General features: G+C 73.6%; 24 protein-coding genes and 1 tRNA gene. 15 read left to right on the forward strand and 10 right to left on the reverse strand.

What is annotated here, in order from left to right:
• Positions 1-27: 27 nt before the first annotated feature.
• Both orn and ACFC8N_RS03270 read left to right on the forward strand, forming a co-directional pair.
• Entirely contained in the window at positions 28-630 is a 603-nt protein-coding gene (orn, locus tag ACFC8N_RS03265; RefSeq protein ID WP_356037712.1) for an oligoribonuclease, read from the forward strand.
• Between the two features lie 105 nt (positions 631-735).
• Positions 736-808, forward strand: a tRNA-His gene (locus ACFC8N_RS03270).
• 36 nt (positions 809-844) lie between these two features.
• On the opposite strand, the gene ACFC8N_RS03275 is transcribed toward ACFC8N_RS03270, so the two are convergent.
• Together ACFC8N_RS03275 and ACFC8N_RS03280 are read right to left on the reverse strand one after the other, a co-directional pair.
• Positions 845-2278 carry a HAMP domain-containing sensor histidine kinase gene (locus tag ACFC8N_RS03275; RefSeq protein ID WP_356037709.1) on the reverse strand — a complete coding sequence of 478 codons (1434 nt, stop codon included), beginning with the start codon at positions 2276-2278 and terminating at the stop codon, positions 845-847.
• The gene (locus tag ACFC8N_RS03280; RefSeq protein ID WP_362821226.1) at positions 2275-2994 is read right to left on the reverse strand and encodes a response regulator transcription factor; all 720 of its coding nucleotides are present in this window, start codon (positions 2992-2994) and stop codon (positions 2275-2277) included. Before ACFC8N_RS03280 ends, ACFC8N_RS03275 begins: the two co-directional genes overlap by 4 nt.
• A 63-nt stretch (positions 2995-3057) precedes the next feature.
• Here ACFC8N_RS03280 and ACFC8N_RS03285 point away from each other — a divergent pair, with 63 nt between their 5' ends.
• Together ACFC8N_RS03285 and ACFC8N_RS03290 are read left to right on the forward strand one after the other, a co-directional pair.
• Positions 3058-4224, forward strand: a complete 1167-nt coding sequence (locus ACFC8N_RS03285) for a glycosyltransferase (RefSeq protein WP_376285888.1) — start codon at positions 3058-3060, stop codon at positions 4222-4224.
• Positions 4225-4237: 13 nt separating this feature from the next.
• The gene (locus tag ACFC8N_RS03290; protein WP_356037701.1) at positions 4238-5251 is read left to right on the forward strand and encodes an SDR family NAD(P)-dependent oxidoreductase; all 1014 of its coding nucleotides are present in this window, start codon (positions 4238-4240) and stop codon (positions 5249-5251) included.
• On the opposite strand, the gene sigJ is transcribed toward ACFC8N_RS03290, so the two are convergent.
• Positions 5239-6204 (reverse strand): RNA polymerase sigma factor SigJ, encoded by a 966-nt coding sequence (sigJ, locus tag ACFC8N_RS03295; RefSeq protein WP_356037699.1) that lies wholly within the window; start codon positions 6202-6204, stop codon positions 5239-5241. The two genes, ACFC8N_RS03290 and sigJ, sit on opposite strands and share 13 nt — an antisense overlap.
• A gap of 89 nt (positions 6205-6293) precedes the next feature.
• Between sigJ and ACFC8N_RS03300 the strand changes: the two genes are divergently transcribed.
• Entirely contained in the window at positions 6294-6659 is a 366-nt protein-coding gene (locus ACFC8N_RS03300) for a DoxX family protein (RefSeq protein ID WP_356037696.1), read from the forward strand.
• Between the two features lie 20 nt (positions 6660-6679).
• On the opposite strand, the gene ACFC8N_RS03305 is transcribed toward ACFC8N_RS03300, so the two are convergent.
• Positions 6680-7735, reverse strand: a complete 1056-nt coding sequence (locus tag ACFC8N_RS03305) for a LacI family DNA-binding transcriptional regulator (protein WP_356037694.1) — start codon at positions 7733-7735, stop codon at positions 6680-6682.
• A gap of 313 nt (positions 7736-8048) precedes the next feature.
• On the opposite strand from ACFC8N_RS03305, the gene ACFC8N_RS03310 reads away from it, so the two are divergent.
• The 4 genes from ACFC8N_RS03310 to ACFC8N_RS03325 all read left to right on the forward strand — a co-directional run bounded on the left by ACFC8N_RS03310 (position 8049) and on the right by ACFC8N_RS03325 (position 12841).
• The gene (locus tag ACFC8N_RS03310) at positions 8049-9374 is read left to right on the forward strand and encodes an extracellular solute-binding protein (protein WP_356037691.1); all 1326 of its coding nucleotides are present in this window, start codon (positions 8049-8051) and stop codon (positions 9372-9374) included.
• A gap of 5 nt (positions 9375-9379) precedes the next feature.
• On the forward strand, positions 9380-10384 hold the full coding sequence (locus ACFC8N_RS03315) for a sugar ABC transporter permease (protein ID WP_356037721.1): 1005 nt from the start codon (positions 9380-9382) through the stop codon (positions 10382-10384).
• Between the two features lie 10 nt (positions 10385-10394).
• Complete coding sequence (locus ACFC8N_RS03320; protein WP_356037688.1) at positions 10395-11297, forward strand: carbohydrate ABC transporter permease; 903 nt, start codon at positions 10395-10397, stop codon at positions 11295-11297.
• 104 nt (positions 11298-11401) lie between these two features.
• Positions 11402-12841 (forward strand): GH1 family beta-glucosidase, encoded by a 1440-nt coding sequence (locus ACFC8N_RS03325; protein WP_362821228.1) that lies wholly within the window; start codon positions 11402-11404, stop codon positions 12839-12841.
• A gap of 60 nt (positions 12842-12901) precedes the next feature.
• On the opposite strand, the gene ACFC8N_RS03330 is transcribed toward ACFC8N_RS03325, so the two are convergent.
• From ACFC8N_RS03330 to ACFC8N_RS03340, 3 genes are all read right to left on the reverse strand, one after another.
• Positions 12902-14368, reverse strand: a complete 1467-nt coding sequence (locus ACFC8N_RS03330) for a cellulose binding domain-containing protein (protein WP_376285896.1) — start codon at positions 14366-14368, stop codon at positions 12902-12904.
• A 132-nt stretch (positions 14369-14500) separates the two neighbouring features.
• Positions 14501-15886 carry a HAMP domain-containing sensor histidine kinase gene (locus tag ACFC8N_RS03335; RefSeq protein ID WP_356037679.1) on the reverse strand — a complete coding sequence of 462 codons (1386 nt, stop codon included), beginning with the start codon at positions 15884-15886 and terminating at the stop codon, positions 14501-14503.
• Positions 15883-16620: a response regulator transcription factor gene (locus tag ACFC8N_RS03340; protein ID WP_376285900.1), complete on the reverse strand. Its 738-nt coding sequence runs from the start codon at positions 16618-16620 to the stop codon at positions 15883-15885. Before ACFC8N_RS03340 ends, ACFC8N_RS03335 begins: the two co-directional genes overlap by 4 nt.
• Before the next feature lie 100 nt (positions 16621-16720).
• On the opposite strand from ACFC8N_RS03340, the gene ACFC8N_RS03345 reads away from it, so the two are divergent.
• A complete protein-coding gene (locus ACFC8N_RS03345) occupies positions 16721-17227 on the forward strand; it encodes a hypothetical protein (protein ID WP_376285903.1) in 507 nt (168 codons plus the stop codon).
• Between the two features lie 203 nt (positions 17228-17430).
• Here ACFC8N_RS03345 and ACFC8N_RS03350 read toward each other — a convergent pair whose 3' ends face one another.
• Together ACFC8N_RS03350 and ACFC8N_RS03355 are read right to left on the reverse strand one after the other, a co-directional pair.
• Positions 17431-18321 carry a spermidine synthase gene (locus ACFC8N_RS03350; protein WP_376285906.1) on the reverse strand — a complete coding sequence of 297 codons (891 nt, stop codon included), beginning with the start codon at positions 18319-18321 and terminating at the stop codon, positions 17431-17433.
• A gap of 34 nt (positions 18322-18355) precedes the next feature.
• Positions 18356-18760, reverse strand: a complete 405-nt coding sequence (locus ACFC8N_RS03355; RefSeq protein WP_356037671.1) for a hypothetical protein — start codon at positions 18758-18760, stop codon at positions 18356-18358.
• A 209-nt stretch (positions 18761-18969) separates the two neighbouring features.
• On the opposite strand from ACFC8N_RS03355, the gene ACFC8N_RS03360 reads away from it, so the two are divergent.
• On the forward strand, positions 18970-20478 hold the full coding sequence (locus ACFC8N_RS03360; protein WP_376285909.1) for a hypothetical protein: 1509 nt from the start codon (positions 18970-18972) through the stop codon (positions 20476-20478).
• Between the two features lie 17 nt (positions 20479-20495).
• On the opposite strand, the gene ACFC8N_RS03365 is transcribed toward ACFC8N_RS03360, so the two are convergent.
• On the reverse strand, positions 20496-21092 hold the full coding sequence (locus tag ACFC8N_RS03365; protein ID WP_376285911.1) for a histidine phosphatase family protein: 597 nt from the start codon (positions 21090-21092) through the stop codon (positions 20496-20498).
• 246 nt (positions 21093-21338) lie between these two features.
• Between ACFC8N_RS03365 and ACFC8N_RS03370 the strand changes: the two genes are divergently transcribed.
• Genes ACFC8N_RS03370 through ACFC8N_RS03385 form a run of 4 tightly spaced genes read left to right on the forward strand, consistent with a single transcriptional unit; the run spans position 21339 to position 26422 of the window.
• On the forward strand, positions 21339-22280 hold the full coding sequence (locus tag ACFC8N_RS03370) for a phosphatase PAP2 family protein (protein WP_376285914.1): 942 nt from the start codon (positions 21339-21341) through the stop codon (positions 22278-22280).
• Positions 22261-23484 (forward strand): hypothetical protein, encoded by a 1224-nt coding sequence (locus tag ACFC8N_RS03375; protein WP_376286265.1) that lies wholly within the window; start codon positions 22261-22263, stop codon positions 23482-23484. The genes ACFC8N_RS03370 and ACFC8N_RS03375 overlap by 20 nt, the downstream gene beginning before the upstream one ends.
• Entirely contained in the window at positions 23475-25064 is a 1590-nt protein-coding gene (locus ACFC8N_RS03380) for a hypothetical protein (protein ID WP_376285917.1), read from the forward strand. The genes ACFC8N_RS03375 and ACFC8N_RS03380 overlap by 10 nt, the downstream gene beginning before the upstream one ends.
• On the forward strand, positions 25061-26422 hold the full coding sequence (locus ACFC8N_RS03385; RefSeq protein ID WP_376285920.1) for an AAA domain-containing protein: 1362 nt from the start codon (positions 25061-25063) through the stop codon (positions 26420-26422). The genes ACFC8N_RS03380 and ACFC8N_RS03385 overlap by 4 nt, the downstream gene beginning before the upstream one ends.
• Positions 26423-26445: the final 23 nt, after the last annotated feature.

A 26445-nucleotide genomic window follows, 5' to 3' on the forward strand; every position in this document is an offset into this window, starting at 1 on the left:
ATCACCAGCCCGATTTAGGGTGGTCGCATGAACGATCGCATGGTGTGGATCGACTGCGAGATGACCGGCCTCTCGCTGTCCGACGACGCTCTCATCGAGGTTGCCGCCCTCGTCACCGACTCCGAGCTGAACGTACTCGGCGAGGGGGTGGACATCGTCATCCGCCCGCCGGAGCGGGCGCTGGAGACGATGCCGGAGGTGGTGCGTCAGATGCACACCGCGTCCGGGCTGCTCGACGAGCTCCCGAACGGCACGACGCTGAAGGACGCCGAGGAGCAGGTCCTCGCGTATGTGCGGGAGCACGTGAAGGAGCCCGGCAAGGCCCCGCTGTGCGGCAACTCCGTCGGCACCGACCGCGGCTTCCTGCTGCGCGACATGCCGACCCTGGAGGACTACCTCCACTACCGGATCGTGGACGTGTCCTCCATCAAGGAGCTGGCCCGCCGCTGGTACCCGAGGGCGTACTTCAACAGCCCGGAGAAGAACGGCAACCACCGGGCCCTCGCCGACATCCGCGAGTCGATCGCCGAGCTGCGCTACTACCGCGAGGCCGTCTTCGTCCCGCAGCCCGGCCCGGACTCCGACACGGCGAAGTCGATCGCCGCCAAGTACGTCCTGCCCGCGCAGTAGCCCCGGGACCGGTGCTCGCGAAAACATGTGCGCGAGCACCCCTGCGGACCCTGTAGACTTCTTCTCGGCCGGTCGGGGAAACGACAAGTTCCACCACCGGTCGTGGTGGGTGTAGCTCAGCTGGTAGAGCACCTGGTTGTGGTCCAGGATGTCGCGGGTTCGAGTCCCGTCACTCACCCTCATCGATCAGCCGGTGACTCCGTCGCGAGACGGGTCACCGGCTGTTTTCGTTCGCCGGCAGCCGCAGCCGGAACAGGGCGCCGCCACCCGGAGCCTGGTGGGCCGTCAGCTCGGCGCCGTGGGTGTGGGCGATCTGCCGGGCCATGGCCAGGCCCAGCCCGGAGCCGGGCAGGGCGCGGGCGGTGCGGGAGCGGTAGAAGCGGTCGAAGACATGGGGCAGGTCGGCGGCGTCGATGCCGGGGCCGTGGTCGCGGACGGTGATCTCCAGCCGGCCGTCCCGCGGTGAGTGCAGCGCGGCCACCTCGACGCGGCCGCCCGCCGGGGAGAACTTCGCCGCGTTGTCCAAGAGGTTGGAGAACAGCCTGGTCAGACGGCTGGGGACGGCAGCCGTCAGGGTGGCGGCGGCCGAGGGGTCGGTCTCCAGGGCGAACCCGATGTGCGGCCAGTGGTCCCGGGCGGCGGCCACTGCATGCTCCAGCAGGGCCGTCGGCGGCACCACCTCCAGCGCCTGCTGCGGCTCCTCGTCGCGGGCCAGGTCGATCAGGTCGTTGACCAGGTTCGTGACCTCCCGCAGCTGGCGGGTGAGGGCGCCCGTCGCGCGCTCCCGCTGGCGCGGGGTCAGCCGGTCCGCCCGGAGCAGGATCTCCGCGTTGGCGCGCAGGGCGGTCAGCGGGGTGCGCAGCTCGTGCGAGGCGTCGGCGACCAGGCGCCGCTGGGCGGCCAGAGACTCCTCCAGGGCGTCGAGCATGGTGTTGAAGCTCACCGCGAGCCGGGTGATCTCGTCCTCCCGGCCGCGCGGACCGGACGGCCCGGGCGGCAGCTCGATGCGGTGCCCGGCGTCGCGCGTGGCGGTGATCCGCTCCGCCGTCGAGGTCAGCCGGGCCACCGGGGCCAGGCCCGAGCGGGACACCCAGTAGCCGAGCAGCGCGGCCACCGGCACCCCGGCCCCGCCGATCACCGCCAGCAGCCCGGCGACCTGCCGCTCGGCCCGCCGTACCCCGTCGGAGCGCAGCGCCACCTGCATGGCCAGGCCCTTGCCCGCGGGCGTGGTCAGCACCCGCACCGGGTGACCGGCCACCGAGGCGGTGCTGAAGTACGGCGCCCGGTCCCGGCCCGCGACCTGGCGCACGGCGCCGGTGACGGGCAGCAGATAGCTCTCCTTCGGGTCGTCGGCGGCCGACGCGGGCACGAGCTGGGCGCACGCGGGCGCGGCCAGATAGCGGCACTCGCCGGCCTGCACGCCGGGCCCGTTCTGCTGGTGCTGCTGGATCGCCAGCGTCGCCGCCTGGGTGAGCTGGAGGTCGAACTGCCGGTTCAGGGTGTAGACGGTGACGGCGTACGCGCCCGCGCACACCGCCAGCGCCACGCCGGCGACGGCGGCGGAGGCGGTGAGCGCCAGCCGGCGGCGCAGCGGGGGGCGGCGGTGCCGGCGGGGTCGGGGCCGAAGGCGGGGTCGGGTGCGGGTCATCGCTCGTCCAGGACGTAGCCGACGCCGTACACGGTGTGCACGAGACGCGGGGCGCCGCCCGCCTCCAGCTTGCGGCGCAGATAACCGACGTACACGGCAAGGGAGTTGGAGTCGGGGCCGAGGTCGCGGCCCCACACCCAGCGCATGATCGTCTCCCGCTCCAGGACCTGTCCCGGGTGGCGCAGCAGCAGGTCCAGCAGGGCCCACTCGGTGCGGGTGAACTCCAGCCGCCGGCCCGCGCGCACCGCCGAGCGGCTCTCGGGGTCCAGGAGCAGGTCGGCGAAGCGCGGCGCGTCCGGCTGCGGCAGCTCGCCGGGGCCGGCGCGGCGCAGCAGGGCGCGCAGCCGGGCCGCCAGCTCGTCCAGCGCGAACGGCTTGACCAGATAGTCGTCCGCGCCCGCGTCCAGACCGTCCACCCGGTCGCTGACCGCGTCGAGCGCGGTGAGCACCAGGATCGGGGTACGGTCGCCCAGCGCCCGCAGCTGCCGGCACACGGCCAGCCCGTCCACCACCGGCATCATCACGTCCAGCACCAGGGCGTCCGGCTCCCAGTCCACCACCGCCGCGAGCGCCGCGTGGCCGTCCGCCGCGCCGCGCACGGTGAAGCCCTCCAGCGTCAGTCCGTCCTCCAGGGCGGCCCGCACCTCCGGGTCGTCGTCCACCACCAGGACCCGCCCGAAGGCGCCGGGGGACGGGGCGTACGCTGCGTCGTTCATGGCCCCAGCGTGCCAAACCGCTCTCTTATAAGCCTCTTAGAACGGCTCGCGAGCGTGCCGGGCATGGACACTCCGCTCTCCGTCGTGATCGGTGCCGGGGGCACCGGCGGCCACATCTACCCCGGGCTCGCGCTGGCCGACGCGCTGCGCCGCCGGGTGCCCGACGCGGTGATCTCCTTCGTCGGCACCGAGCGCGGCCTGGAGACCCGGCTCATCCCCGAGGCCGGGTACCGGCTGCACACGGTCGACATGATTCCCTTCGACCGCTCCCTCGGCGCGAAACGCTTCACCCTGCCCGCCGCGCTGCTGAAGTCGGCCGGACAGTGCCGGGCCATCCTGCGGGAACAGGGCGCGCGGGTCGCCGTCGGCATGGGCGGCTATCCGAGCGCCCCCGTCATCCTCGGCGCCCGCCTCGCCTCGCTGCCGAGCGTCATCCACGAGTCCAACGCGGTGCCCGGCCGGGCCAACGCCTTCGCCGCCCGGCTCACCCCGCACATCGCGCTCGCCTTCGAGGCGGGCGGCGACCGGCTGCCCGCGTCCGGCCGGCCCGAGCTGGTCGGCATGCCGCTGTCCGGCCCGCTGGCCGCCCTCGACCGGGCGGGCGCGCGCGAGGCCGCCCGCCGGGAACTGGGCGTCGGCGCGCACACCCGGCTGCTCCTCGTCAACGGCGGCAGCCTGGGCGCGGCCCGGCTCACCGAGGCGGCCCTCGGGCTCGCCGAGCGCTGGCGGGAGCGCACCGACGTACGGCTGCTGATCAAGACCGGGCCCGCGGCGCTGGCGGAGGCCCGCGCCCGGCTGCGCGCCGCCGGAGCCGACCGGGTCGCCGAGGCCGTGGCCTACCTGGACCGCATCGACCGGACGTACGCCGCCGCCGATCTGCTGGTGTGCCGGGCGGGCTCGGCGACCGTCGCCGAGCTGGCCACCATCGGCCTGCCCGCCGTCCTCGTGCCGTACCCGCACGCCCCCGGTGACCACCAGACGCACAACGCCCGCACCCTCACCGGCATCGGCGCGGGGGTGCTGCTGCGGGACGAGGCGACCACGGCCGCGTCCCTCGACGCCCTCGCCGGCCCCCTGCTCGACGACCCGCGCCGGCTGGACGCCATGTCCCGTGCCGCGGCCGCGGCCGGCGTCGGCGCGCTGCACCGGGACGCGGCCGACCGGCTGGCCCGCAAGGTCCTCCGGCTCGCGGGTCACCCGCTGCCCGCCCCTGTTTCCCACTCCCGCTGAGAAAGGCCCCGCCATGAACGCGACCGCCCACCCCACGACCGGCTTCTTCCACGGCCGTACCGTCCTCGTCACCGGAGCCGAGGGCTTCATCGGCTCCACGCTGGTCGACCTGCTCGTCCGCGAGGGCGCCACCGTCCGCGCCCTCGTCCACTACAAGCCGTACGCCGAGAAGGGCAACCTCGCCCGTCTCCAGGACCACCCGCAGGTGGAGCTGATCGCGGGGGACGTGCGCGATCCGGGCCGGGTGACGGACGCCGTGGCCGGCTGCGACACCGTCTTCCACCTCGCCGCCCTCATCGGCATCCCCTACAGCTACGACTCCCCGGGCGCCTACGTCGCCGTCAACGTCACCGGCACCGAGCACATCGCCGAGGCCTGCCGCCGGCACCGGGTGCGCCGGCTGGTGCACACCTCCACCAGCGAGGTCTACGGCACCGCCCTGACCGTCCCGATCGGCGAGGACCACCCGCTGCAGCCGCAGTCGCCGTACTCGGCCTCGAAGATCGGCGCCGACATGATGGTCCTCTCCCACCACCACGCCTTCGACCTGCCCGTGACGGTCGTGCGGCCCTTCAACACCTACGGCCCCCGCCAGTCCGCCCGCGCCGTGATCCCCACGATCCTCGCCCAACTGCACGCCGGCGCCCACGAGATACGCCTCGGCTCGCTGACCCCGACCCGTGACTTCACCTACGTCACCGACACCGCGCGCGGCTTCCTCGCCGTCGCGCAGTGCGACCGGGCGCTCGGTGACGTCGTCAACCTCGGCACCGGCGAGGAGATCGCCATCGGCGACCTGGCCCGCAAGCTGATCGCCGTCTCCGGGCGGGACGCGGAGATCGTCGTGGACGAGGCGCGGCTGCGCCCGGCCGGCAGCGAGGTGCACCGCCTGCTGTCGGACAACTCCCGGGCCCGCGCCTGGGCTTCGTGGAAGCCGGAGGTCTCCCTCGACGAGGGCCTGCGCCGCACCTCGGACTGGATCCGCGGCAACCTCCACCTGTTCGCGCCCGGCCGCTACGCGGTCTGACCCCCGGTGGGTCGCGGTCCCGGCAGCAGCCCGATGCCGGACACCGGTCCGAGGTGAGCGAGCTTGTCGGGGTTGGACACGGCGTGGATCGCCCGGACCGCGCCGTCGGCGATGTCGAGCACGACCACGCTGGCCACGCGGCCCTCGGCGTCGTAAGTGACCCCACCCGGGCGGCCGTTGACCCAGGCCGGTTCGAGGACGGCACCGAGCTTCCGGACCCGGCGGAAGCCGCCGACGAGCAGGTGGACGATCCGCCGCGGCTCGGTCACCGACGCCCCGAGCGCCTGCGCCTTGCCGCCGCCGTCGCCCTGGAACACCACGTCGGGAGCGAGCATGCCGAGCAGGGCGTCTAGGTCACCGCTGTCGGCGGCCGCGAAGAACCGGTCGGCCAGCCGCGCGCCCTCCGCCCGCCGCACCGGGAGCGGCACGGGGCCAGCCGGCCGCGCGCCGGGGGCGACGCGTTTCCTGGCGCGGGCGAAGATCTGCCGGCAGTTCGCCTCGGACTTGCCGGTGATCCGCGCCACGTCCGGGTAGCCGTACCCGAAGACCTCGCGCAGCACGAACACCGCGCGTTCCACCGGCGAGAGGACCTCCAGCAGCACGAGGAACGCCATCGACAGCGCGTCGGACAGCTCGGCGTGCTCGGCCGGCCCGGACCCGTCGGCGGCGACCACGACCGGCTCGGGCAGCCAGTCGCCCACGTAGGTCTCGCGTCGTACCCGCGCCGACTTCAGGTGGTTGATGGCGAGCCGGGTCACCGCCGTGGTCAGGTACGCCTTCAGGTCGGCGATCACGGTGCCCGCCCGGCGCGCCCGGGTCAGCCCGAGGAAGGCGTCCTGCACGAGGTCCTCGGCGTCGCCCACGGAGCCCGTCATCCCGTAGGCGACGGAGAACAGCAGCGGCCGGTACGCGTACGCGTCCGTCCCTGCGGACGTCTCTGCGGAGACGCACATCACATCCTCCTCCTTCACAGCGTGCCCGGGTGTCCTGTCTCAGAGGGGCGACAGCACAGCACGCGCAACCACCCCGCGAGGAGAGAACCATGAACGTCGCCCTGTGGATCGTCGCCGGACTGCTGGCCGCCGCCTACCTGGCGGGCGGCGGCTACAAGGTGATCACCCCGAAGGAGAAGATCGCCGCCGCCGGGGCCAGTGGCCGCTGGGTCGACGACTTCGGCGCCGGCGCCGTGAAGGCCATCGGAGTCCTGGAGGTCCTGGCCGCGGCGGGCCTGGTCCTGCCCGCCGCCCTCGGCATCGCACCGGTGCTGGTCCCGCTGGCCGCCCTCGGTCTGGTGCTGCTGATGACCGGTGCCGCGCTCACCCGCGCCCGACGGCACGAGTACCGCCTGGTGGCGGTGGACCTGGCCTACATCGCGCTGGCCGCGTTCGTGGCCTGGGGCCGCTTCTGACGCCATGGCCTCGGAGTCCGTTACGACGACGCCCGCACCACCAGCTCCGTCGGCAGCACCGCATGCCGTCGCTCCAGCTCCCGGGAGGCGGCCGGGCGCCGGTCGGCGATCTCGGCGAGCAGCAGGTCGATCATCGCGCGGCCCATCTCCTCGATGGGCTGGCGGACGCTGGTCAGCGGCGGGTCCATGTGGCGGGCGATGGCGGAGTCGTCGTAGCCGATCAGCGCCACGTCGTCCGGGATACGGCGGCCCGCCTCGCGCAGCACCTGGCGGGCGCCCGCCGCCGTCACGTCCGAACCGGCGAAGACCGCGTCCAGGCCGGGGTGCCGCTCCAGCAGGACGGACATGGCCCGCCTGCCGCCCTCTTCCGTGAAGTCCCCCGGCTCGACGAGGAGTTCGTCCGTCTCGCGGCCCGCGTCGCGCAGGGCGTCGCGGTAGCCGTCGACGCGGCGCTGGGCGCCGTAGACGTCGAGGCGGCCGGTGATGTGCGCGATCTCGGTGCGCCCCCGGGCCAGCAGGTGCTCGACGGCCGAGCGGGCGCCGCCGTAGTTGTCGGAGTCCACCGAGGTGAGCGTCTCGCCGGCCGAGCGCGGGCCGCTGATCACGGCCGGGATCTCCAGCTGGGCCAGCAGATCGGGCAGCGGGTCGTCGGCGTGCACCGAGACCAGCAGGACGCCGTCCACGCGGTGCGCCGCGAGGTACTGGGCGAGGCGCCGGCGCCCCCGGGCGTTGCCCGCGAAGGTCAGCAGCAACTGCATCTCGGTGTCGGCGAGTTCGGCGCCGACACCGCGCAGCATGTCCGAGAAGTAGGGCTCGGCGAAGAAGCGGGTCTCGGGCTCGGGGACGACGAGGGCGATCGCGTCGGTGCGGTTGGCCGCGAGGGCGCGGGCCGCGGTGTTGGGGACGTAACCCAGTTCGGCGACGGCGGCCTCGACCGCGGCGCGGGTGGCGTCGCTGACCCGGGGCGAGCCGTTGATCACCCGCGAGACCGTGCCCCGGCCGACCCCGGCCCGTGCGGCGACCTCTTCGAGCGTGGGCCGCCCACCGCTCCGGCCCCGCGCTCCGTGGCTTGCCATGGGCTCCGCCTTTCCGCAGCATCGTCTGTGCTGGCCGAATGTAACAGGCACCCTTCACCGCGGCAGCTGCCCCTGGGAGCTGCCGACCCACCCCGGCTAACGCTCCGATAACCGAAGGCACTCCCGCGTGTCCGCTCCCTTGACACCCCGCCCCCGAGCGACGACTCTTCAACCCATCACGTGTGGGAGCGCTCCCACACCACCTGACACATACACATCCCGCACGTTCCCCGCCCGAGCCGCAGCGAGTGACAGACGGGCCCAACAGTGCAGTTGGCCGGGGGGTCGGCACGTCAGGCAACAGGAGGACGCAATGCGCACGAGCATCCGCCGGTCCCGCAGGCTGGGGGCCCTCGCGGCCGTGGCCGCGCTGACCACGGGACTGCTGGCCGGCTGCGCCAAGGACAGCGGCGGTTCGTCGGACACCTCGGGCGGTGGCGGCGGCAAGGGCAAGACCACGATCACCCTGGGCCTGTTCGGCGCCATGGGCTTCAAGGAGGCCGGGCTCTACACCGACTACGAGAAGCTCCACCCCGACATCTCGATCCAGGAGAACGTGATCGAGAAGAACGAGAACTACTACCCGGCCCTGGTCAACCACCTCACCACCAACAGCGGCCTCCAGGACGTCCAGGCGGTCGAAGTCGGCAACATCGCCGAGGTCGTGCAGACCCAGGCGGCCAAGCTGGAGGACCTCTCCAAGGTCGCGGGCGTGGACAAGGGCAACTGGCTGGACTGGAAGTGGCAGCAGGCCACCACCAAGGACGGGCAGACGGTCGGCCTCGGCACCGACATCGGCCCGATGGCGATCTGCTACCGCAAGGACATGTTCAAGGCGGCCGGCCTGCCCACCGACCGCGACCAGGTGTCCAAGCTGTGGGCCGGCGACTGGAGCAAGCTCGTCACCGCCGGCGAGCAGTACCAGAAGAAGGCCCCCAAGGGCAGCACCTTCATGGACTCCCCCGGCGGTCTGCTCAACGCGATCCTCAGCAGCGCGAGCCAGAAGTTCTACGACTCCTCCGGCAAGGTCGTCTACAAGACGAACCCGGCCGTGAAGAGCGCCTTCAACCTGACGGCACAGGCCGCAAAGGACGGACTGGTGCAGTCGCAGCCGCAGTTCCAGCCGGGCTGGGACCAGTTGATCTCCAACAGCAAGTTCGCCTCCGTGGCCTGCCCGCCGTGGATGCTCGGCTACATCAAGGGCAAGTCGAAGGCGGACGCCGCCGGTCAGTGGGACGTGGCCCAGGCGCCGCAGGCCGGCAACTGGGGCGGCACCTTCCTCGCCGTGCCCAAGTCCGGCAAGCACGTCACCGAGGCCGAGAAGTTCGTCGCCTGGCTGACCGCGCCCGCCCAGCAGGCCAAGCTCTTCGCCGTCCAGGGCAGCTTCCCGAGCGCGCCGCCCGCGTACGCCATGTCCCAGGTCACCGGCGCGAAGAACCAGATGACCGGGGACGCCCCGATCGGCGCGATCTTCGCGCAGGCCGCCAAGTCCATCCCGAACCAGCCGATCGGGCCGAAGGACCAGATCATCCAGCAGGGCCTGACGGACAACGGCGTCATCCTGGTGACGAAGGGCAAGTCCGCTGACGAGGCCTGGTCCACGGCCGTCAAGACCATCGACAACAACCTGGAGAAGTGACCGGCATGGCCACCCGGCACGACACCGCCGCGCCCCCCGCGAAGGGGGGCGCGGCCCCGGCCCGCCCCGAAGTGGTACGGACGACGGACGAGCGGCGGCGGGCGCGGCTGTCCCGGCGCTGGCAGCGCGACATCCGCTGGAGCCCGTACGCCTTCGTCTCCCCCTTCTTCCTCCTCTTCGTGGCGTTCGGCCTCTTCCCGCTGATCTACACGGGCTGGGCCTCGCTGCACACGGTGGAGCTGACCGCGCCGACCGACATGCAGTGGGCGGGGCTGCACAACTACACCCGGATCTTCGACGACGACTTCTTCTGGAACGCGGCGAAGAACACCCTGACCATCGGCATCATCTCGACCGTCCCGCAGCTGGCGATGGCGATGGGGCTCGCCCACATCCTCAACTACAAGCTGCGCGCGTCGACGTTCTTCCGCGTCGTGATGCTGGCGCCGTACGCGACGTCGATCGCCGCCGCCTCGCTGGTCTTCGTGCTGCTCTTCGGCCGCGACTACGGCATGATCAACTGGGCGCTGCACTTCGTCGGCGGCGGTCACGTCGACTGGCAGAACGACAAGTGGCCCTCGCAGATCGCGGTCTCCTCGATCGTCGTCTGGCGCTGGACCGGCTACAACGCGCTGATCTACCTGGCGGCGATGCAGGCCGTCCCGCAGGACCTGTACGAGTCGGCGGCGCTGGACGGCGCCAACCGCTGGCAGCAGTTCTTCCACGTCACGCTGCCGCAGCTGCGCCCGACGATCCTGTTCACCTGTGTCGTGTCGACCATCGGGGCCTCCCAGCTCTTCGGCGAGCCGCTGATGTTCGACGCCAACAAGGGCGCCTCCGGCGGCGCCGAGCACCAGTTCCAGACACTCGGCCTGTACCTGTACGAGCAGGGCTGGGTGAACCAGCACCTGGGCCGCGCCTCCGCGATCGCCTGGACGATGTTCCTGATCCTCATCGTGATCGGGATCGTCAACTACGTCATCTCGCGCCGCCTGCGCGAGAGTAGTTAGGAGTACGGCCGTGACGACGACCCTGACCCCGACCGACGCGACCGCGAAGGAGCCCCGGCGGACGCGGCGGCCGAAGTCGGCGCGGGCCGGCGGGACGCTGCACGCGGGCCCCCTCGCCTACGCGGTGCTGATCCTGTTCTCGCTCGGCTCGCTGTTCCCGCTGGTGTGGACGGCGATCGCCGCGTCGCGCGACAACAACCGGCTGGCCGAGACGCCGCCGCCGTTCTGGTTCGGCTCGAACCTGGCGCACAACCTGAACGTCGCCTGGAACGACGCCAATCTGGGCAAGGCCTTCCTCAACACCACGTTCGTGGCGGGCGTCTCGGCGGCGACCATCGTCTTCCTCTCGACGATCGCCGGGTTCGCCTTCGCCAAGCTGCGGTTCAAGGGCCGGAGTGCCCTGATGCTGATCGTGATCGGCACGATGATGGTGCCGCCGCAGCTGAGCGTCATCCCGCTGTACATGATGGTCGCCAGGCTCGACTGGACCGACCAGTTGCAGGCCGTGATCCTGCCGTCGCTGGTCAGCGCGTTCGGCGTGTTCTTCATGCGGCAGTACCTGATGCAGGCGCTGCCGGACGAGCTGATCGAGGCCGCCCGGGTGGACGGCGCGAGCAGCTGGCGGGTGGTGTGGCACATCGTGTTCCCGGCGGCCCGCCCGGCGATGGCGGTGCTGGGGATGCTGATGTTCGTGCAGACCTGGAACGACTTCCTGTGGCCGTTCCTGGTGCTCACCCAGAACGGCAACCCGACCGTGCAGGTCGCGGTCTCGGCGCTGGGCCGCGGCTACACCCCCGACCAGTCCCTGATCATGGCGGGCGCGCTGCTCGGCACGCTGCCGCTGCTGCTCGTGTTCGCGGTCTTCGGCAAGCAGATCGTGGGCGGGATCATGCAGGGCGCGGTCAAGGGCTGAGCGCCCGCGTCCGCCGAAGGGGGCCGGGGCACCGCCGCCCCGCCCCCTGCCCCCTCACTTCTTTGTTCCGTCGGTCTCCTACGACCCCATATGGGAGCGCTTCCATGCTTGAGTCTGTCTCCTCCGTCCCCTCCGTGACGTTCCCGCCGGCCTTCCTGTGGGGCGCGGCGACCTCGGCGTACCAGATCGAGGGGGCGGTGCGGGAGGACGGCCGTACCCCCTCGATCTGGGACACCTTCAGCCATACGCCGGGCCGGACGGCCGGCGGCGAGACCGGTGACATCGCGGTCGACCACTACCACCGCTACCGCGACGACGTGGCGCTGATGGCGGAGCTGGGCCTGAGCGCGTACCGCTTCTCGGTCTCCTGGCCCCGGGTGCAGCCGACCGGCCGGGGCCCGGCGGTGCAGCGGGGCCTGGACTTCTACCGCCGGCTGGTGGACGAGCTGCTGGCGCACGGCATCAAGCCGTCGCTCACCCTCTACCACTGGGATCTGCCGCAGGAGCTGGAGGACGCGGGCGGCTGGCCGGAGCGGGACACCGCGCTGCGCTTCGCCGAGTACGCGCGGCTGGTCGGCGAGGCGCTGGGCGACCGGGTGGAGCTGTGGACCACCCTCAACGAGCCCTGGTGCAGCGCCTTCCTGGGCTACGGCTCCGGGGTGCACGCGCCCGGCCGTACCGACCCGGAGGCCTCGCTGCGTGCCGCCCATCACCTCAACCTGGCGCACGGGCTGGCGGCTTCGGCGCTGCGCTCGGTGATGCCGGCCCGCAACCGGATCGCGGTCAGCCTCAACTCTTCTGTGGTCCGGCCGCGTTCGCAGGACCCGGCCGACCTGGCCGCGGCCCGCCGGATCGACGACCTCGCCAACGGGATCTTCCACGGCCCGATGCTGCACGGCGCCTACCCCGAGTCGCTGTTCGCCGCGACGGCGTCGGTCACCGACTGGTCGTACGTCCTCGACGGCGATGTGCGCACGGCGGGCGCGAAACTGGACGCGCTGGGCCTGAACTACTACACCCCGGCGCTGGTCTCGGCCATGTCCGGCGCGGTCGCGGGCCCCCGGGCGGACGGCCACGGCGCGAGCGAGCACTCCCCCTGGCCGGGCGCCGACGACGTGCTCTTCCACCAGACGCCGGGCGAGCGCACGGAGATGGGCTGGACCATCGACCCGACGGGCCTGTACGACCTGATCACGCGCTACGCGCACGAGGCCCCGGGCCTGCCGCTGTACATCACCGAGAACGGCGCGGCCTACGACGACAAGCCCGACCCCGAGGGCCGCGTCCACGACCCCGAGCGCATCGCCTATCTGCACGGCCACCTGTCGGCCGTGCGCCGCGCGATCACCGACGGCGCCGACGTGCGCGGCTACTACCTGTGGTCCCTGATGGACAACTTCGAGTGGGCGTACGGCTACGGCAAGCGGTTCGGCGCGGTGTACGTGGACTACTCGACGCTGGAGCGCACCCCGAAGTCGAGCGCCCGCTGGTACGGCGAGGTGGCACGGACGGGGACGCTGCCGCCGGTGGACTCCGCCGCCTGACGAGGCGGCGGGGGCGCGGCACCCTGGGGGTGCCGCGCCCGGTCCGCCGTGTCGCGGGGTTCAGTTGACGGCGCCGAAGGCCTTCGAGAAGGCGAACGGGGACTGGACGATCGAGCTGCACGTGGGGTCGGCGGAGTTCTTCGCGCCGCCGGGGCACTGCTTGTCGCGGGCCGCGGACCACATCGACAGGCCGCCGAGGCCCTTGGACCTGGCGAAGTTCACCAGCTGGGTGGCGTCGTCGACCTTGAAGGTCTCGGAGGAGACGTCGTTGACGCCGATCATCGGGGTGACGGCGACGGCCTTCCAGGCGGCGGCGTCCGACAGCCCGAGGACGCCCTTGATCTGGGCCTGGGTGGCGGTGGCGGCCTGCTGGGCGTAGTCGCCCATGTCGCCGCTGTAGGAGGAGCCGTAGTCCATCGCCATGATGTTGACGGTGCTGATCCTCGCGCCGTTGGACTTGGCGTCGGACAGGAGGTTCACGCCGTCCTGGGTGAGGCCCTCGGGCATCACCGGGAGGGTGAAGGAGACATCCAGGCCCGGGTGTTGCGCCTGGAGCTTCGCTATCGCCTTGGCCCGCAGGGTGTTGGCCGCCGTGTTCGGCAGCGCGCCGCCCTCGACGTCGAAGTCGACCTTGGTGAGCTTGAACGCGTCGATCGCCTTGCCGTACGCCGCCGCCAGCGCGTCGGCGGAGGAGCAGGTGGTGGCCAGCTCGGAGCCGGAGGCGCCGCCGAAGGAGACCCGGACGTCACCGCCCTTGGCGCGCAGCGCGCCGATCTGCTGGGCGACGGCGTCGCCGGTCAGGTCGGTCACGCCGCCCCACTTGGGGGTGCAGCCGCCGCCGTCGGTGATGAAGGCCAGGTTGTAGTTCTTCACCCCGGTCGCGTTCGCCACGCCGACCAGGTCGAAGGCCGGGTAGAGGGAGGTGTCGACGTACGGCGAGAAGCCGGCGGAGGCGGCGGTGCCGCTGCCCGTCGTCCCGGAGGCGGTCGGCGTCGGGGTCGGGGTCGCGCTCTGGGTGGGGGTGGAGGTCCTGGTGGCCGTCGGGGTCGGAGCCGGGGACGGGGTCCCGGTGGGGCGGCCGCTGGGCTCGGGGGTGGGGCCGCTGTCCGCCGAGCACGGGGAGTCGTCGATACGGCAGCCGGTCGGGGCGCCGGCGCCCTCGACCACGAAGCCGACGGTCACCGACCTGCCCGGGGCGAGGCCCTCGGTGTCCCACTTCGCCGGCTTCACGGTGACGTGCGAACCGCTCACACTCGACTCGCCGTTCCACAGCGAGCCCAGCCTGGCGCCCGCCGGGAGGTCGAACTCCAGCGTCCAGGTCTTCTCCGGTGCGCCGCTGGTGTTGGTGACGACGTACTGGGCGGTGTAGCCGGTCGACCAGTCGCTGGTCCTCGTGTACGCGGCGTTCACGCTCGCCGCGTTCGCGGTGCCGGTGAGCAGGACCGCGCCGCCGCCGACGGCGGCCGCGGCCACGAGGCCGCCGATCGCCTTGTTCCTGCCACTGATCCTGCGCCGGTGCGTGCTCATGCGCATGCCTGCCTTCGATGTTCACGGGGGTGGGGTGCGGCAGCACGCTAGCGATCCGGAATCGGACAAACCGAGTGATCGGGACGGTGGTTGAAGACCTTAGGGTGCGCTTAAGGAAGGGATCGGGGACGGTTAATGGTCGAGACCAGTCGCGACCGGTTTGCGCGTTCGGCGCCGGTGCACCCGCCCCCGCGCCGGCCGCCGTCCGTCCAGCTGGAACCAGATCCGCACCTCGGTGCCGCCCAGCACCGAGGAGCCGATGCGCACGTCGCCGCCCGTGGACTCGGCGAGCCGGCGCACGATGTCGAGGCCCAGTCCGGTCGAACCGGCGCTCCCGGAGCCGCTTCCCCGGGCCATGGCCGACTCCGGGTCGGATATGCCGGGACCCGCGTCCGAGACCAGCACGATCACCGCGTCCTCGCCGTTGTGCACGTCGACCGCGAAGGCGGTGCCCTCGGCGGTGTGCCGGAAGACGTTGCCGAGCAGGGCGTCGAGCGCCGCGGCCAGATCGGCGCGGGCCACGGGTATGCGCACCGGACCGTCGACGCCGGCCACCCGCCACTTGCGTCCCTCGTCCTCGGCGAGCGCGGACCAGAACTCCATGCGCTCACGGACCACCGAGGCCGCGTCGCACCCGGCGCCGGTCCCGGCCGTGGCCATGGCCGTCTGCGGCTTGGCCTCCCGGGCCGTACGGATGATGGTGTCGACCTCGCGCTCCAGCTGGGCGACGGCCGCCCGGGTCTGCTCGGCGGCCGGACCGGCGCCGAGGGAGGCCGCGTTGAGCCGGAGCACCGTGAGCGGCGTACGCAGCCGGTGGGAGAGGTCGGCCGCCAGTTCCCGCTCGTTGGCGAGGAGTTGGACGACCTGGTCGGCCATGGAGTTGAACGCGACGGCGGCGAGTCTGAGTTCGGTCGGGCCGTCCTCCGGCACCCGGGAGCCCAGCCTGCCCTCGCCCAGTTCGCGCGCGCCCCGCACCAGCCGCTGCGCGGGCCCCACCATGCGCACCCCGAGCCGGTCGGCGACGGCGACCGAGCCGACGATCAGCGCCAGGCCGACGCCCGCGAGCACCGCCCAGGCCGTGCCGACGCCATGGGTCACCTCGGACTCGGGGACGTAGACCTCGACGACCGCGATGGTGCCGGAGCCGAGCGCGACCGGCTGGAGCAGCGTGGAGCCGCCGGAGACGGTCGTCGTCGAGGCCCGGCCCATGCTGCGGACGGCCTCGATGTCGCGGTCGGCGGCGCGCTGTCTGCCCAGGTCGAGCGCGGAGCGGCCGTCGGCGGCGGGCAGGTGCACGGCCATCCCGGAGTCGGCGCCGGCCGAGGCCACCACCCGCTCCAGCTTGTCCCGGTCGGTGGTGATGGACAGCGCGGGCGCGACGGCGGCGGCCTCCCGCTCGGCGTTCGAGAACGCCCGGTCGCGGGCCATCTCCCGGACGACCAGCCCGAGCGGGACGGCGAAGGCGACCACGACCATCGTGGTGACCGCCAGGCAGACCCTGACCAGGGCCCACCTCATCGCGCCGGCCCCCCGCCGGGCCCGTCCGCCCCGCCCGCTCCGCCTTCGACGGGAGGTTCGATCTTCACGCCGACGCCGCGCAGGGTGTGCAGATAGCGGGGCCGAGCGGCTGTCTCCCCCAGTTTCCGGCGCAACCAGGACAGATGGACGTCGATGGTCTGGTCGTCGCCGTAGGACTGCTGCCAGACCTCGGCGAGGAGTTCCTTGCGCGGGACGACGACACCGGGCCGGCCGGCCAGGAAGGCGAGCAGGTCGAACTCGCGGCGGGTGAGGTCGAGGCGGACGCCGTCCAGCTCGGCCTGCCGGCGCAGCGGGTCGACGCTCAGCCCGCCGACCCGGAGCACCGGCGAGGGCGGGGCCTCCCCGCCCGCGGAGCGGGCCCGGCGCAGCACGGCCGCGATCCGGGCGGAGAGGTGGTCGACCGAGAACGGCTTGGTCAGATAGTCGTCCGCCCCGGCGTTCAGCAGCCGGACGACCTCCGTCTCGTCGTCCCGGGCGGTGGCGATGATGACCGGCACGTCCGTGATGCCGCGCAGCATCTTCAGGGCCTCGGAGCCGTCCAGGTCCGGCAGTCCGAGGTCCAGGATGACCACGTCGAAACGGAAATGGGCGACCTCGCGCAGCGCCTCCAGCGCCGTACCGACACTGCGCACGGTGTGCGCGGCGTCGGTCAGATGCCGGATGAGCGCCGAGCGTACGAACTGGTCGTCCTCGACCACGAGCACACTTGCCATGCGCCGCACCGTACGCCATGCGGTGGGACCCGGTCCGGGCCTGTGGACAACTCCAGCCCTGTGGACAACCCGTGCGGGTCCTGAGGCAGTATGGCCCGCGATGCGCAAAGGACTCGTACCGGTGATGGCGTGGCTGCTCGCGACGGGAGCGGCGGTCACGCTGTCGTGGTGGGGTGTGCACACGGTCATGGCGGGGACGGCCTACGACCCGCCGCGCGCCCTGCCGATCACGGCGGCCGACGCGCGGGACCGGTCCTCGACGCCCGCGCCCCCGCCGCCGTCCGCCTCCGCAGGCCCTGTGCGCACCCCCTCACCGAGCCCGACCCCGACCCCCGCCCGGACCCCGGTCCGCACTCCTGGCCCATCCGCCTCCGCGACCGCCTCCGGCCAGGTCAGGGCGTACGACACCGGCGGCGGCCGGGCGGTGTTCGACCTGGGCGCGGCGGACGCCACGCTCGTCTCGGCGACGCCGGGGACCGGCTGGTCGATGCAGGTGTGGAAGACCGACACCTGGATCCGGGTGGAGTTCAGCCGGGGCACGGACCGCGTGTCGGTGTTCTGCACCTGGCACGACGGGCCGCCACATGTCGAGGTCGGGAACTACTAGGGGGTGCCGTTTGGATCGGGCCGCCCGTGATGAGCAGTGCGGGCCGGCCGACCCGAGCGGGGTCGTGGGGCCCCTCCCGTTCGAGCAAAGCCGAGAGTGGGGGAGTCGGCGAGTGACGACGACGCCGCTGGGGGTGCCCCCTCTGGGGGAGCGCGTGCCAGACCCCGCGACGCCGGGATGATTCAAACGACACCCCCTAGCCCTCAGCGGAAGACGGAGGGCGGTGGCGCCGGGGAGGCCACGGCCGCCGCGTCCGTCACGGGTACGGCCCCGCCGGTGAAGTCGGTGAGCGGCTTGCCGTGTTCGACGCGGGCGGGGTGCGGGTCGGAGGCGGCGCGCCGGGTGAGTTCGGCGAGCGGGAGCGGGGCGTTCGAGGCCACGAGGATCGCGTTGCCGAAGCGCTTGCCGCGCAGGACGGCCGCGTCGGCGATCAGCGCGAGTTCGGCGAACCGGGCGGCGGCGGTGGCGATCTGGCCGCGCAGATGCGCGAGCGGCGGGCCGTCGGCGAGATTCGCGGCGTAGACCCCGAAGGGCCCCAGCGCCCGGCGAACCTCGTCCAGGAACTCGGTGGAGGTGAGGTGGGCCGGGGTGCGGGCGCCGCTGAACACGTCGGCGATGATCAAGTCCGCCCAGCCGTCGGGGACTTTGGCGAGTCCCACGCGCGCGTCCGCCGAACGGACCCTGATCCGGGCGCCCTGGTCCAGCGGCAGTTCCCGGCGCACCAGTTGCACCAGGCTCGCGTCCCGCTCGACGACCTGCTGGGTGGCGCGGGGCCGGGTGGCGGCGACGTACCGGGCGAGGGTGAACGCGCCGCCGCCGAGGTGCACCGCCTGTACGGGCTTGCCGGGCGGGGCGACGAGGTCGATGACATGGCCGAGGCGGCGCTGGTACTCGAAGGAGAGGTACGCGGGGTCGTCCAGGTCGACGTGCGACTGCGGGGCGCCGTCGATCAGCAGCGTCCAGGCCCGGCCGTGGTCGGGGTCCGGGACCAGCTCGGCGAGCCCGCCGTCGACCGCCTCCACCACGGGCTGTGCGGCGGCCGGCCTGCGCCGCCCGGTGTGCCCCGTGTCTCTCGTACTCCTCGACCTGCCCACCGACCCATTTTCGCAGGTGCCGGGGCCGGGTGCCTCACCGGCAGCTGTCGGCCGCCTCGATCAGCCGGGCGGCCTCGCCGAGCGCCTCGCGCAGCACCACCGGGTCGGTGGCGAGGTCGGCACCGCCGGGCGGCAGCAGCCAGTCGGAGCCCTCCACCGGCGGCTCGGGGGCCAGGCGCATACCGCGCCCGTCGGTCCCGGTGCAGGTGCTGCCCGGCACGTCCCAGCAGGCCGCGGTGCCGGCCGGGACCAGGAAGCCGAGAGTGTCGCAGCCGCCGTCGTGGAGCACGGGCCCCATCGCGTCGCCGGAGCCGCGCCGCAGGATGTCGACCGCCTCCAGCCCCTGCCGGGCGGGCACCGTCACGAGGTCGCACACCGCCTCGTCAGCCGCGCCCGACGGCGACGACGTACACGGTTCGTTGCTCTGGCTGGTCTCCATGCCGGCCTCCACCACACAGCACTGTTGCGGTCCAACCTTTCCAACGCGCGAGGGCGTCAACGGCTACGGCGCAAGTGCGCCGCAAAGGATGGCACTTCATGGCAGATCGTGGATGAGATATCCGGTTTGTAGCTAAACACCGCGTGGCGGGTCCGTCACAGCAGGTACGTTCATGCCCGGTTCGACGGTTCGCACGAGAGGACCCGGCCATGGCGTCGTCAACCGTGACCTCGTCACAGTCCGAACAGCCACCACGGCCCAACCTCGCCTTCCGGCAGTTGCGCGGCAGGCGCTCACCGGCCGAGTTCGCGGCGCTCGTACGGCGTGCCGCGCGCGAGATCGGTGAGCGGGTGAGCTGTGACGCGCGGTACATCGGCAGGGTCGAGGCGGGTGAGATCCGCTGCCCGAACTACGCGTACGAGCGGGTGTTCCTGCACATGTTCCCCGGCCGCACGCTCACCGACCTCGGCTTCGCGCCGCGTTCGTCCGTGCGCGGGCGGGCGGCGCGCCCCGCCGCGGACGGGCTCGGTGAGTCGCGGGCGGCCTCCGGGCCGTATGACACGCAGGACCCGCACGACGCGTGCGACCCGCAGGACCAGCACGACCGGCACGACCCGCACCACCCGTACGACCCGCACGAGCCGTATGCCCCGCGCGAGCCGTACGAGAACCACCACCTGAACCACGAGGAGAGCGACGTGCTGCGTCGCGCATTCATGACCGGCGGCGGCGCCACGATGGCCGCCGTCACGCTGGCCCCGCTGGGGCTCGCCCCGGACGCCGCGGCCGCCGTCAGACGCCCCGGGCGCGCCGGAACGACCGAGGCGACCGCCCTGGAGGAGGCCGTCCGCCGCATCCGGCTGCTCGACGACCGGCACGGCGCGGACGGCCTCTACCGGCGCGCGGCGGCTCCGCTGCGCGCCGCATACGCGCTGCTGGACGCCGGCGCGACCCGGCAGACGACCGCCGACCGGCTGCACTCGGGCGCCGGTGAACTCGCCATCTCCGTGGGCTGGTTGGCCCATGACTCGGGCCGCTTCGAGGATGCCCGCTCGCACTACGCGGAGGCGTTGGCCACGGCCCGGATGACCGGGGACCCGGCCCTGGAGGCGCACGCCTTCTGCAACACCGCGTTCCTCGCGCGGGACGCCGGCCGGCCCCGGGAGGCGGTCCGCGCGGCCCAGGCCGCCCAGCGCGCCGCCCGCCCGCTCGGCTCCGCCCGGCTGATGTCCCTGCTGGCCCTGCGCGAGGCGGGCGGCTGGGCGGGGCTCGCCGACCGCACCGGCTGCGAGCAGGCGCTCGTGCGGGCCCAGACCCTCTTCATCCGCGGCCGCTCGGACGCCGACCCCGAGTGGATGAGCTTCTACGGCGAGGCCGAGCTGGAGGGACTGGAGGCGCAGTGCTGGTCCACGCTGGGCGACTGGCGGCGCGCGTCACGGCACGCGTACCGCGCGACCGAGTTGCAGGATCCTCACTTCAGCCGGAACATCGCGCTCTACACCGCCGAACTGGCCGACGATCTCGCCCGTGAGGGGCGGCCGGACGAGGCCGCCGCCGCCGGGATGCGGGTGCTCTCCCTGCTGGACCAGGTCCAGTCCTCACGGATCCAGAGCATGCTGGCGGGTACGGCACGGGTGCTGCTGCCGCACCGGCGGGCGTCCGGGGTGTCCGAGTTCCTGGACCGGCACGCCTGCGTGCCGAGGCCGGGGCGGGTCTGACCGGGCTCGGGACGGACTCAGGGCGCCAGGTGGCCCACGTCGTTCCAGCTGTGGACGGCCGGCTCCCCGTACGCCCAGCCCAGGACCGACAGCGACGTCGGGTTCAGCCGCAGGCGGGCGCCGAAGGCCAGCGGAAGGCCCAGCCAGCGGGCGCCTATGGAGCGCAGGATGTGGCCGTGGGCGAAGATCAGGACGTCGCGGTCGGCCGAGCGCGCCCACGAGACCACCTCGTCCGCGCGCGCGGTGACCTCCGCGAGGGTCTCGCCCTCCGGAACGCCGTCCCGCCAGATCAGCCAGTCCGGCCGCCCGGCGTGGATCTCGGCGGGGGTCAGTCCCTCGTAGGCGCCGTAGTCCCACTCCATGAGCGTGTCCCAGTCGGTGGCGCGGTCGCCGAAGCCGGCCAGATCGCACGTCTCACGCGCGCGTACCAGCGGACTGGTGCGCACCTCCACGTCCGGCAGCCCGTCCAGCGGGGCGCTGTGCAGGCGCTCACCGAGCAGCTTGGCGCCGCGCCGGCCCTCCTCCAGCAGCGGTACGTCCGTCCGGCCCGTGTGTTTGCCGGACAGTGACCATGCGGTCTGTCCGTGCCGGGCCAGCAGGATGCGCGGTGCCATGGGAGACCTTTCCGGATGCGAAGGGGACCCCTCCATCATCGCTCACCCCGTGCCGGGGCAACCCCTCGGGCGATCTCGGCGTCTTCGAGGTCTGAGTGCCCGCGAGGGCGCGTCGCCCGGGCGAACGCTCGGGCCCCTCCTGAGCGGAGAGGGCGCGCCCGCGGGGGCGACGGACGAACACCGTAAAGTGGCACGGTCGCCCTGAGGGGCGCGGGCCGCACAGCACGACAAGGGGGAGGGCGATCCATGCCGACCGAGACACCGAGCACCGGGGCGGCCCCGCCCACCCGGCTGCGCTGGTGGACCGAGCTGCCGCTGATCCTCCTGGTCTACGGCTGCTACTCGGCGGGCCGCCTGCTCGTGCGCGGTGACGTCGCCTCCGCCGTGGACCACGGCCTGGCGATCCTGCGCATCGAGGACACCCTGCACCTCAACGCCGAGCACCCGCTCAACCGGCTCTTCACACGCGAGCCCTGGCTCGGCGTACCGGCGGACTTCTGGTACGCCTCGCTGCACTACCTGATCACACCCGCGATCCTGATCTGGCTGTTCAGGGCCCGCTCCGAGCACTACCGGCGGGCCCGCACCTGGCTGATGACGTCCACGTTCATCGGCTTGATCGGCTTCACGCTGCTGCCGACCTGCCCGCCCCGGCTGCTCGCCGCCGGGCACGGTTTCGTGGACACCATGGCGCACTACAGCTCCTACGGCTGGTGGGGCGGCGACGCCAGCGCGCCGCGCGGGCTGGGCGGGATGACCAACCAGTACGCGGCGATGCCGAGCCTGCACGTCGGCTGGGCGCTGTGGTGCGGGGTGATGCTGTGGCGGCACAGTGGCACGCGCGTGGCGAGGATCCTCGGTGTCGCCTACCCGCTGGGCACCGCGCTGGTGGTCATGGGCACCGCCAACCACTATCTGCTGGACGCGGTCGCGGGCGTCGCCGTGATGGGCGTCGGACACCTGCTGGCGCCGCGTGTGACGCGGGTCCTGGACCGGCTCCGGACCCGCCTGTTCCCGCGCCTCGCACCGGTCGCCGACGCCACGGTTTCCCCGATTGTCAGTGGCGAATGCCAGACTTCCGCGGGTGAGCGAATTCCACGGCAGCGCGAGTCTCGGCTCGACGCCGGGGCCGAACCCGACACGTCCCCCAGCGACGAGGGCGAAGGGGCTGCGGCATCGGCTCGCTGAGCTGCGCGGTCCCGACGTACCGGCCAAGGCCCTGGACGCCCGTGCCCTCGCGGCGCTCGCCGCGAACCCCGGGTGCCGCAGACGGGCGATCCTGGACGGCGCCGGGGTGGACAAGGCGCGGCTGGCGAGCGCGCTGGGTGCGCCGTCCGGTTTCGGCCAGTCGCAGTTCGCGCTGACGCGGGGCAACGCGTTCGAGGCGCGGGTGAAGGCGGACGGCGGCGCCGAGCTGCTGCGCCTGGCGCACGCCCGCCTCGACCCGGACGCCGCGCCGCCCGAGGGCGCCGCCGTGCCCGACCTGACCGCGCACGGCCCCGAGGGGCGTACGGCGCGTACGGCACTGGCGCTGCGGGAGGCCACACGCGCGGGTGGCTGGACGCTGCTGGACCATCCGATGCTGGCGCTGGACGTGGCGGGTTCGCTCGCCTTCCTGGAGCCGGACGCGGTGGTGGTGCACCCCGACGGCAGCTGGTCGGTGGTGGAGATCAAGTCCTTCCCGATGCTGGACGGCGCGGCGGACCCGGCGAAGGTCGGCGCGGCGGCCCGCCAGGCGGCGGTGTACGTGCTGGCCCTGGAGGAGGTGGCCGGGCGCCTCGGCGCGGAGCCGGAGGGGCGCGCCGCTGCCGGGGAGGCGAGCGCGCAGGACAGCGCTCCGGCCCCGCGCGTGCGGCACCGGGTGCTGCTGGTGTGCCCGAAGGACTTCTCCAACCTGGCGGCCGGATCGGCCGTGGACGTGCGCAGGCAGCGCGCCGTCACCGCGCGCCAGCTGGCCCGGCTCACCCGGATCGAGGAGATCGCCGACGCCCTGCCCGAGGGCGCGTGCTTCGCGCCCGACCGCAGTGCCGGGGAGCTGACGGCGGCCGTGGCGGCGGTCCCGGCGACGTACGCGCCGGAGTGCCTGTCCGCGTGCGAACTGGCCTTCCACTGCCGGGACCGCGCGCGTGCGGCGGGCGCCGTCACCCGCCTCGGCCGGCCGTTGCGCGCCGAACTGGGCGGTCTGGCCACGGTCGAGGACGTCCTCGCGGCGGCCCGGGGCGAGCGGGGCGACCCGGACGACCCGGCGGTCGCGGCCCTGCGCCGGGCCGCCGCTCTGCGCGCCGAGGCACTGGCCGGCGCGCCGGGTGTGCGCGCCGCGGCGCCGGAGGGGGTGGCGGGTGTGCCGGGCGGGCGCGTCGGCTCGCCGGAGGAGGTGACCGCGTGTCGCTGATCACGACCCTGGCCCGGTTCGAGGCCGTCGACAGCGGCCGGGCCCAGCCCGTCGCGACCGTCCGGCACCGGCATCTGTCCGCGCGCCCGCTGGTGTTCGTGCCGCTCACCACCGCCGGTGAGACCGGCGCCCCGCTGGGCGCGCTGGTCGGCACCGACCGGGACGCGCCCCGCCTGCTGGTCGTGCCGCAGCCCCGCGACCGCGACCTGCGCTTCGGCTTCCTCGCCGACCTGGCCGACGTCGTGCTGCCGTACATCGACGCCCACGCGGAGCCCGTGGAGGCGGCCGAGCGCACCGAGACCGACCCGGAGACCGGCAAGCGGGTCAAGGTCGAGGTGGAGCTGTGCGCGGACGCGCCCCAGCTGATCGTGCCGAGCCGCGCGGGACTGGACTTCGTCCGGCTGCTGGGCCGCTCGACGCGCTTTCGCCGCACGGCCGAGCAGGACCCTGAGGCGCCCCATCCGGCGCCGCCGCGCATTCCGTTGCTGGGCCGCTGGCTGACCCACTACGGCGAGCGGGCCCGCGTCCCCGGCTCCTCGCTGCTGCTCGCCCTCACCGACGTGCTCTCGCGGCACTGGGCCACCGGCCAGTCCAGCCTGGAGGACCAGCATCTGGGCGCGCTGCTCGCCTGGATCGACCCGCCCGAGGGCATCTCGGGCGCGCAGGCCGCGCGCGCGGCCGAGCTGGCCCGGGACGCCGACGGCCAGCTGCTCTGCCCGCCGGCCGGTCCGGCCACCGACCCGGCGTTCGACAACAAGCTGCTGGCCCCGGCGATCGAGCGCTACGACCGCGCGCGTGCCGCGCTCGCCACCGCCGAGGACGCCGTGACCGCCGACGACCGGCTGGCCGCGCTCACGGCGGCCGAGCGGGAGATCCGCGACCTGGTGGCCGGCCGTACCCGGCCGACCTGGGACGCGGTGTGGCGGGGCCTGGACCTGCTGCGGCAGCTGCCCCAGGGCGCGTACGCCGAGGAGCGCTGGACCCGGGACCGCTGGTCGTTCACGGGCCACCGGGACCGGGTGCTGGCGGGCGAGCCCCCGCAGCCGCGCCGGGACGACGCGGTGACGGCGGCGAACAAACTGGCCACGCGCGAGCGTGAGCAGGCCCGGCTGGAGGCGCAGGAGGCGCTGGACGACCCGCTGGTGATGGCGGGGCGGCGGCTGGCCGGGGAGGCGTTCGCGGGCGAGGTGATCGATGTCGTCATGGCGTACAGCGAGGGCAGACGGCCGAGCCCGCGCCCGCTGGTGACGGTCCGCACGGACGACCGGCCGCAGACGGCCGAGCGGGCGAAGGTGTACCGCTCGCTGGGCGGCAGGCCGCAGTCGGCGGAGGTGGTCGGGCAGGAGGCCGACGGAGTGCTGGTCCTGCGGGTGCTGGACAAGATGGGCCGCGGCAAGGAGCCGGAGCCCGGTTCGGTGCCGGAGAAGGGCGACCGGATCTGCTTCACGCTGTTCGAGCACGAGCAGCGCGGCGGCGCGAAGTTGCCCGACCCGGAGCAGACCCCGTGGACGCACGGCGGCCCGCCGGGCGAGCCCGCGCCGGAGGCCCCTGACGCCGTGACCGAGGAGGACGTCCTGTGAGTCCCGCGCATCCGCATCCCGCGTCGGCGGTCGGCTTCGACCCCGGAGCCGCTGCCGCCCGCGCCACCGACGCGATCCTGCGCGACACCCTGCACGGCACCGAGCGGGGCGTGGTCGTGGACTCCCCGCCGGGTGCCGGCAAGTCCACGCTGGTGGTCCGCGCGGCCCTCGAACTGGCCGACGCCGGGCGCCCGTTGATGGTGGTGGCCCAGACGAACGCCCAGGTGGACGACCTGGTCCTGCGGCTCGCCGAGAAGAACCCGGAGCTGCCCGTCGGCCGCCTCCACAGCAGCGACGCGGACGCGTACGACGCGGCGCTGGACGAGCTGCCCCAGGTCCGCACCTCGGCGAAGGCGGCCGACCTGAAGGACCTGCCCGTCGTCCTGTCCACGGCCGCGAAGTGGGCGCACGTCACGGTGGACGAGCCGTGGCGGCACGCGATCGTGGACGAGGCGTACCAGATGCGCTCGGACTCGCTGCTGGCCGTGGCCGGGCTGTTCGAGCGGGCGCTGTTCGTGGGCGACCCGGGCCAGCTGGACCCGTTCGCGATCGTCGGCAGCGAGCAGTGGGCGGGCCTGTCGTACGACCCCTCGGCCTCCGCCGTCAGCACGCTCCTGGCGCACAACCCGGCCCTGCCGCAGCACCGCCTGCCGGTGTCCTGGCGGCTCCCGGCCTCGGCGGCCCCGCTGGTCTCGGACGCGTTCTATCCGTACACCCCGTTCCGCAGCGGCACGGACCACGGCGACCGCGCCCTGGCCTTCGCCGTCCCGTCCGACGGCTCCGGCCCGGACCGGGTGATCGACGAGGCGGCGCGCTCCGGCTGGGGCCTGCTGGAGCTGCCCGCCCGGCACACTCCGCGCACGGATCCGGAGGCGGTCCGCGCGGTGGCGGCGGTGGTCCGCCGGCTGCTGGACCGCGGCGGCGAGGCCACCTCCGAGCGCTCCCCGGACCCTTCCCCCCTCACTCCCGACCGCGTCGCCGTCGGCACGGCCCACCGCGACCAGGCGGCGGCGGTCCGCGCGGCGCTCGCCGAGCTGGGTGCAGCGGACGTGACGGTCGACACGGCCAACCGGCTCCAGGGCCGCGAGTACGACGTCACGGTCGTCCTGCACCCGCTGTCCGGCCGCCCCGACGCCACGGCCTTCCACCTGGAGACCGGCCGCCTGTGCGTCCTCGCCTCCCGGCACCGCCACGCCTGCATCGTGGTCTGCCGCGCGGGCGTGGGCGACCTCCTCGACGACTACCCCTCCACGGAACCGGTCCAGCTGGGCACGCTGGTGAAGTTCCCGGACGGCTGGGAGGCGAACCACGCGATCCTGGCCCACCTCGCCGAACACCGGGTGAGCTGGCGCCCATGACCGAACCCTCCCCCGCACGAACC

Origin of the sequence: Streptomyces sp. NPDC055966 (genome assembly GCF_042269865.1) — a bacterium.
Lineage (GTDB): Bacteria > Actinomycetota > Actinomycetes > Streptomycetales > Streptomycetaceae > Streptomyces.

Bases quoted from the DNA above. Each gene is read 5' to 3' on its own strand.
- ACFC8N_RS03355 (WP_356037671.1), bottom strand. From the start codon at position 18,760: ATGGAGACCAGCCAGAGCAACGAACCGTGTACGTCGTCGCCGTCGGGC.
- orn (WP_356037712.1), top strand. From the start codon at position 28: ATGAACGATCGCATGGTGTGGATCGACTGCGAGATGACCGGCCTCTCG.
- ACFC8N_RS03315 (WP_356037721.1), top strand. From the start codon at position 9,380: ATGGCCACCCGGCACGACACCGCCGCGCCCCCCGCGAAGGGGGGCGCG.
- ACFC8N_RS03370 (WP_376285914.1), top strand. From the start codon at position 21,339: ATGCCGACCGAGACACCGAGCACCGGGGCGGCCCCGCCCACCCGGCTG.
- ACFC8N_RS03345 (WP_376285903.1), top strand. From the start codon at position 16,721: ATGCGCAAAGGACTCGTACCGGTGATGGCGTGGCTGCTCGCGACGGGA.
- ACFC8N_RS03330 (WP_376285896.1), bottom strand. From the start codon at position 14,368: ATGAGCACGCACCGGCGCAGGATCAGTGGCAGGAACAAGGCGATCGGC.
- ACFC8N_RS03300 (WP_356037696.1), top strand. From the start codon at position 6,294: ATGAACGTCGCCCTGTGGATCGTCGCCGGACTGCTGGCCGCCGCCTAC.
- ACFC8N_RS03290 (WP_356037701.1), top strand. From the start codon at position 4,238: ATGAACGCGACCGCCCACCCCACGACCGGCTTCTTCCACGGCCGTACC.
- ACFC8N_RS03335 (WP_356037679.1), bottom strand. From the start codon at position 15,886: ATGAGGTGGGCCCTGGTCAGGGTCTGCCTGGCGGTCACCACGATGGTC.
- ACFC8N_RS03305 (WP_356037694.1), bottom strand. From the start codon at position 7,735: ATGGCAAGCCACGGAGCGCGGGGCCGGAGCGGTGGGCGGCCCACGCTC.
- ACFC8N_RS03340 (WP_376285900.1), bottom strand. From the start codon at position 16,620: ATGGCAAGTGTGCTCGTGGTCGAGGACGACCAGTTCGTACGCTCGGCG.
- sigJ (WP_356037699.1), bottom strand. From the start codon at position 6,204: ATGTGCGTCTCCGCAGAGACGTCCGCAGGGACGGACGCGTACGCGTAC.
- ACFC8N_RS03360 (WP_376285909.1), top strand. From the start codon at position 18,970: ATGGCGTCGTCAACCGTGACCTCGTCACAGTCCGAACAGCCACCACGG.
- ACFC8N_RS03275 (WP_356037709.1), bottom strand. From the start codon at position 2,278: ATGACCCGCACCCGACCCCGCCTTCGGCCCCGACCCCGCCGGCACCGC.
- ACFC8N_RS03310 (WP_356037691.1), top strand. From the start codon at position 8,049: ATGCGCACGAGCATCCGCCGGTCCCGCAGGCTGGGGGCCCTCGCGGCC.
- ACFC8N_RS03280 (WP_362821226.1), bottom strand. From the start codon at position 2,994: ATGAACGACGCAGCGTACGCCCCGTCCCCCGGCGCCTTCGGGCGGGTC.
- ACFC8N_RS03365 (WP_376285911.1), bottom strand. From the start codon at position 21,092: ATGGCACCGCGCATCCTGCTGGCCCGGCACGGACAGACCGCATGGTCA.
- ACFC8N_RS03285 (WP_376285888.1), top strand. From the start codon at position 3,058: ATGGACACTCCGCTCTCCGTCGTGATCGGTGCCGGGGGCACCGGCGGC.
- ACFC8N_RS03325 (WP_362821228.1), top strand. From the start codon at position 11,402: ATGCTTGAGTCTGTCTCCTCCGTCCCCTCCGTGACGTTCCCGCCGGCC.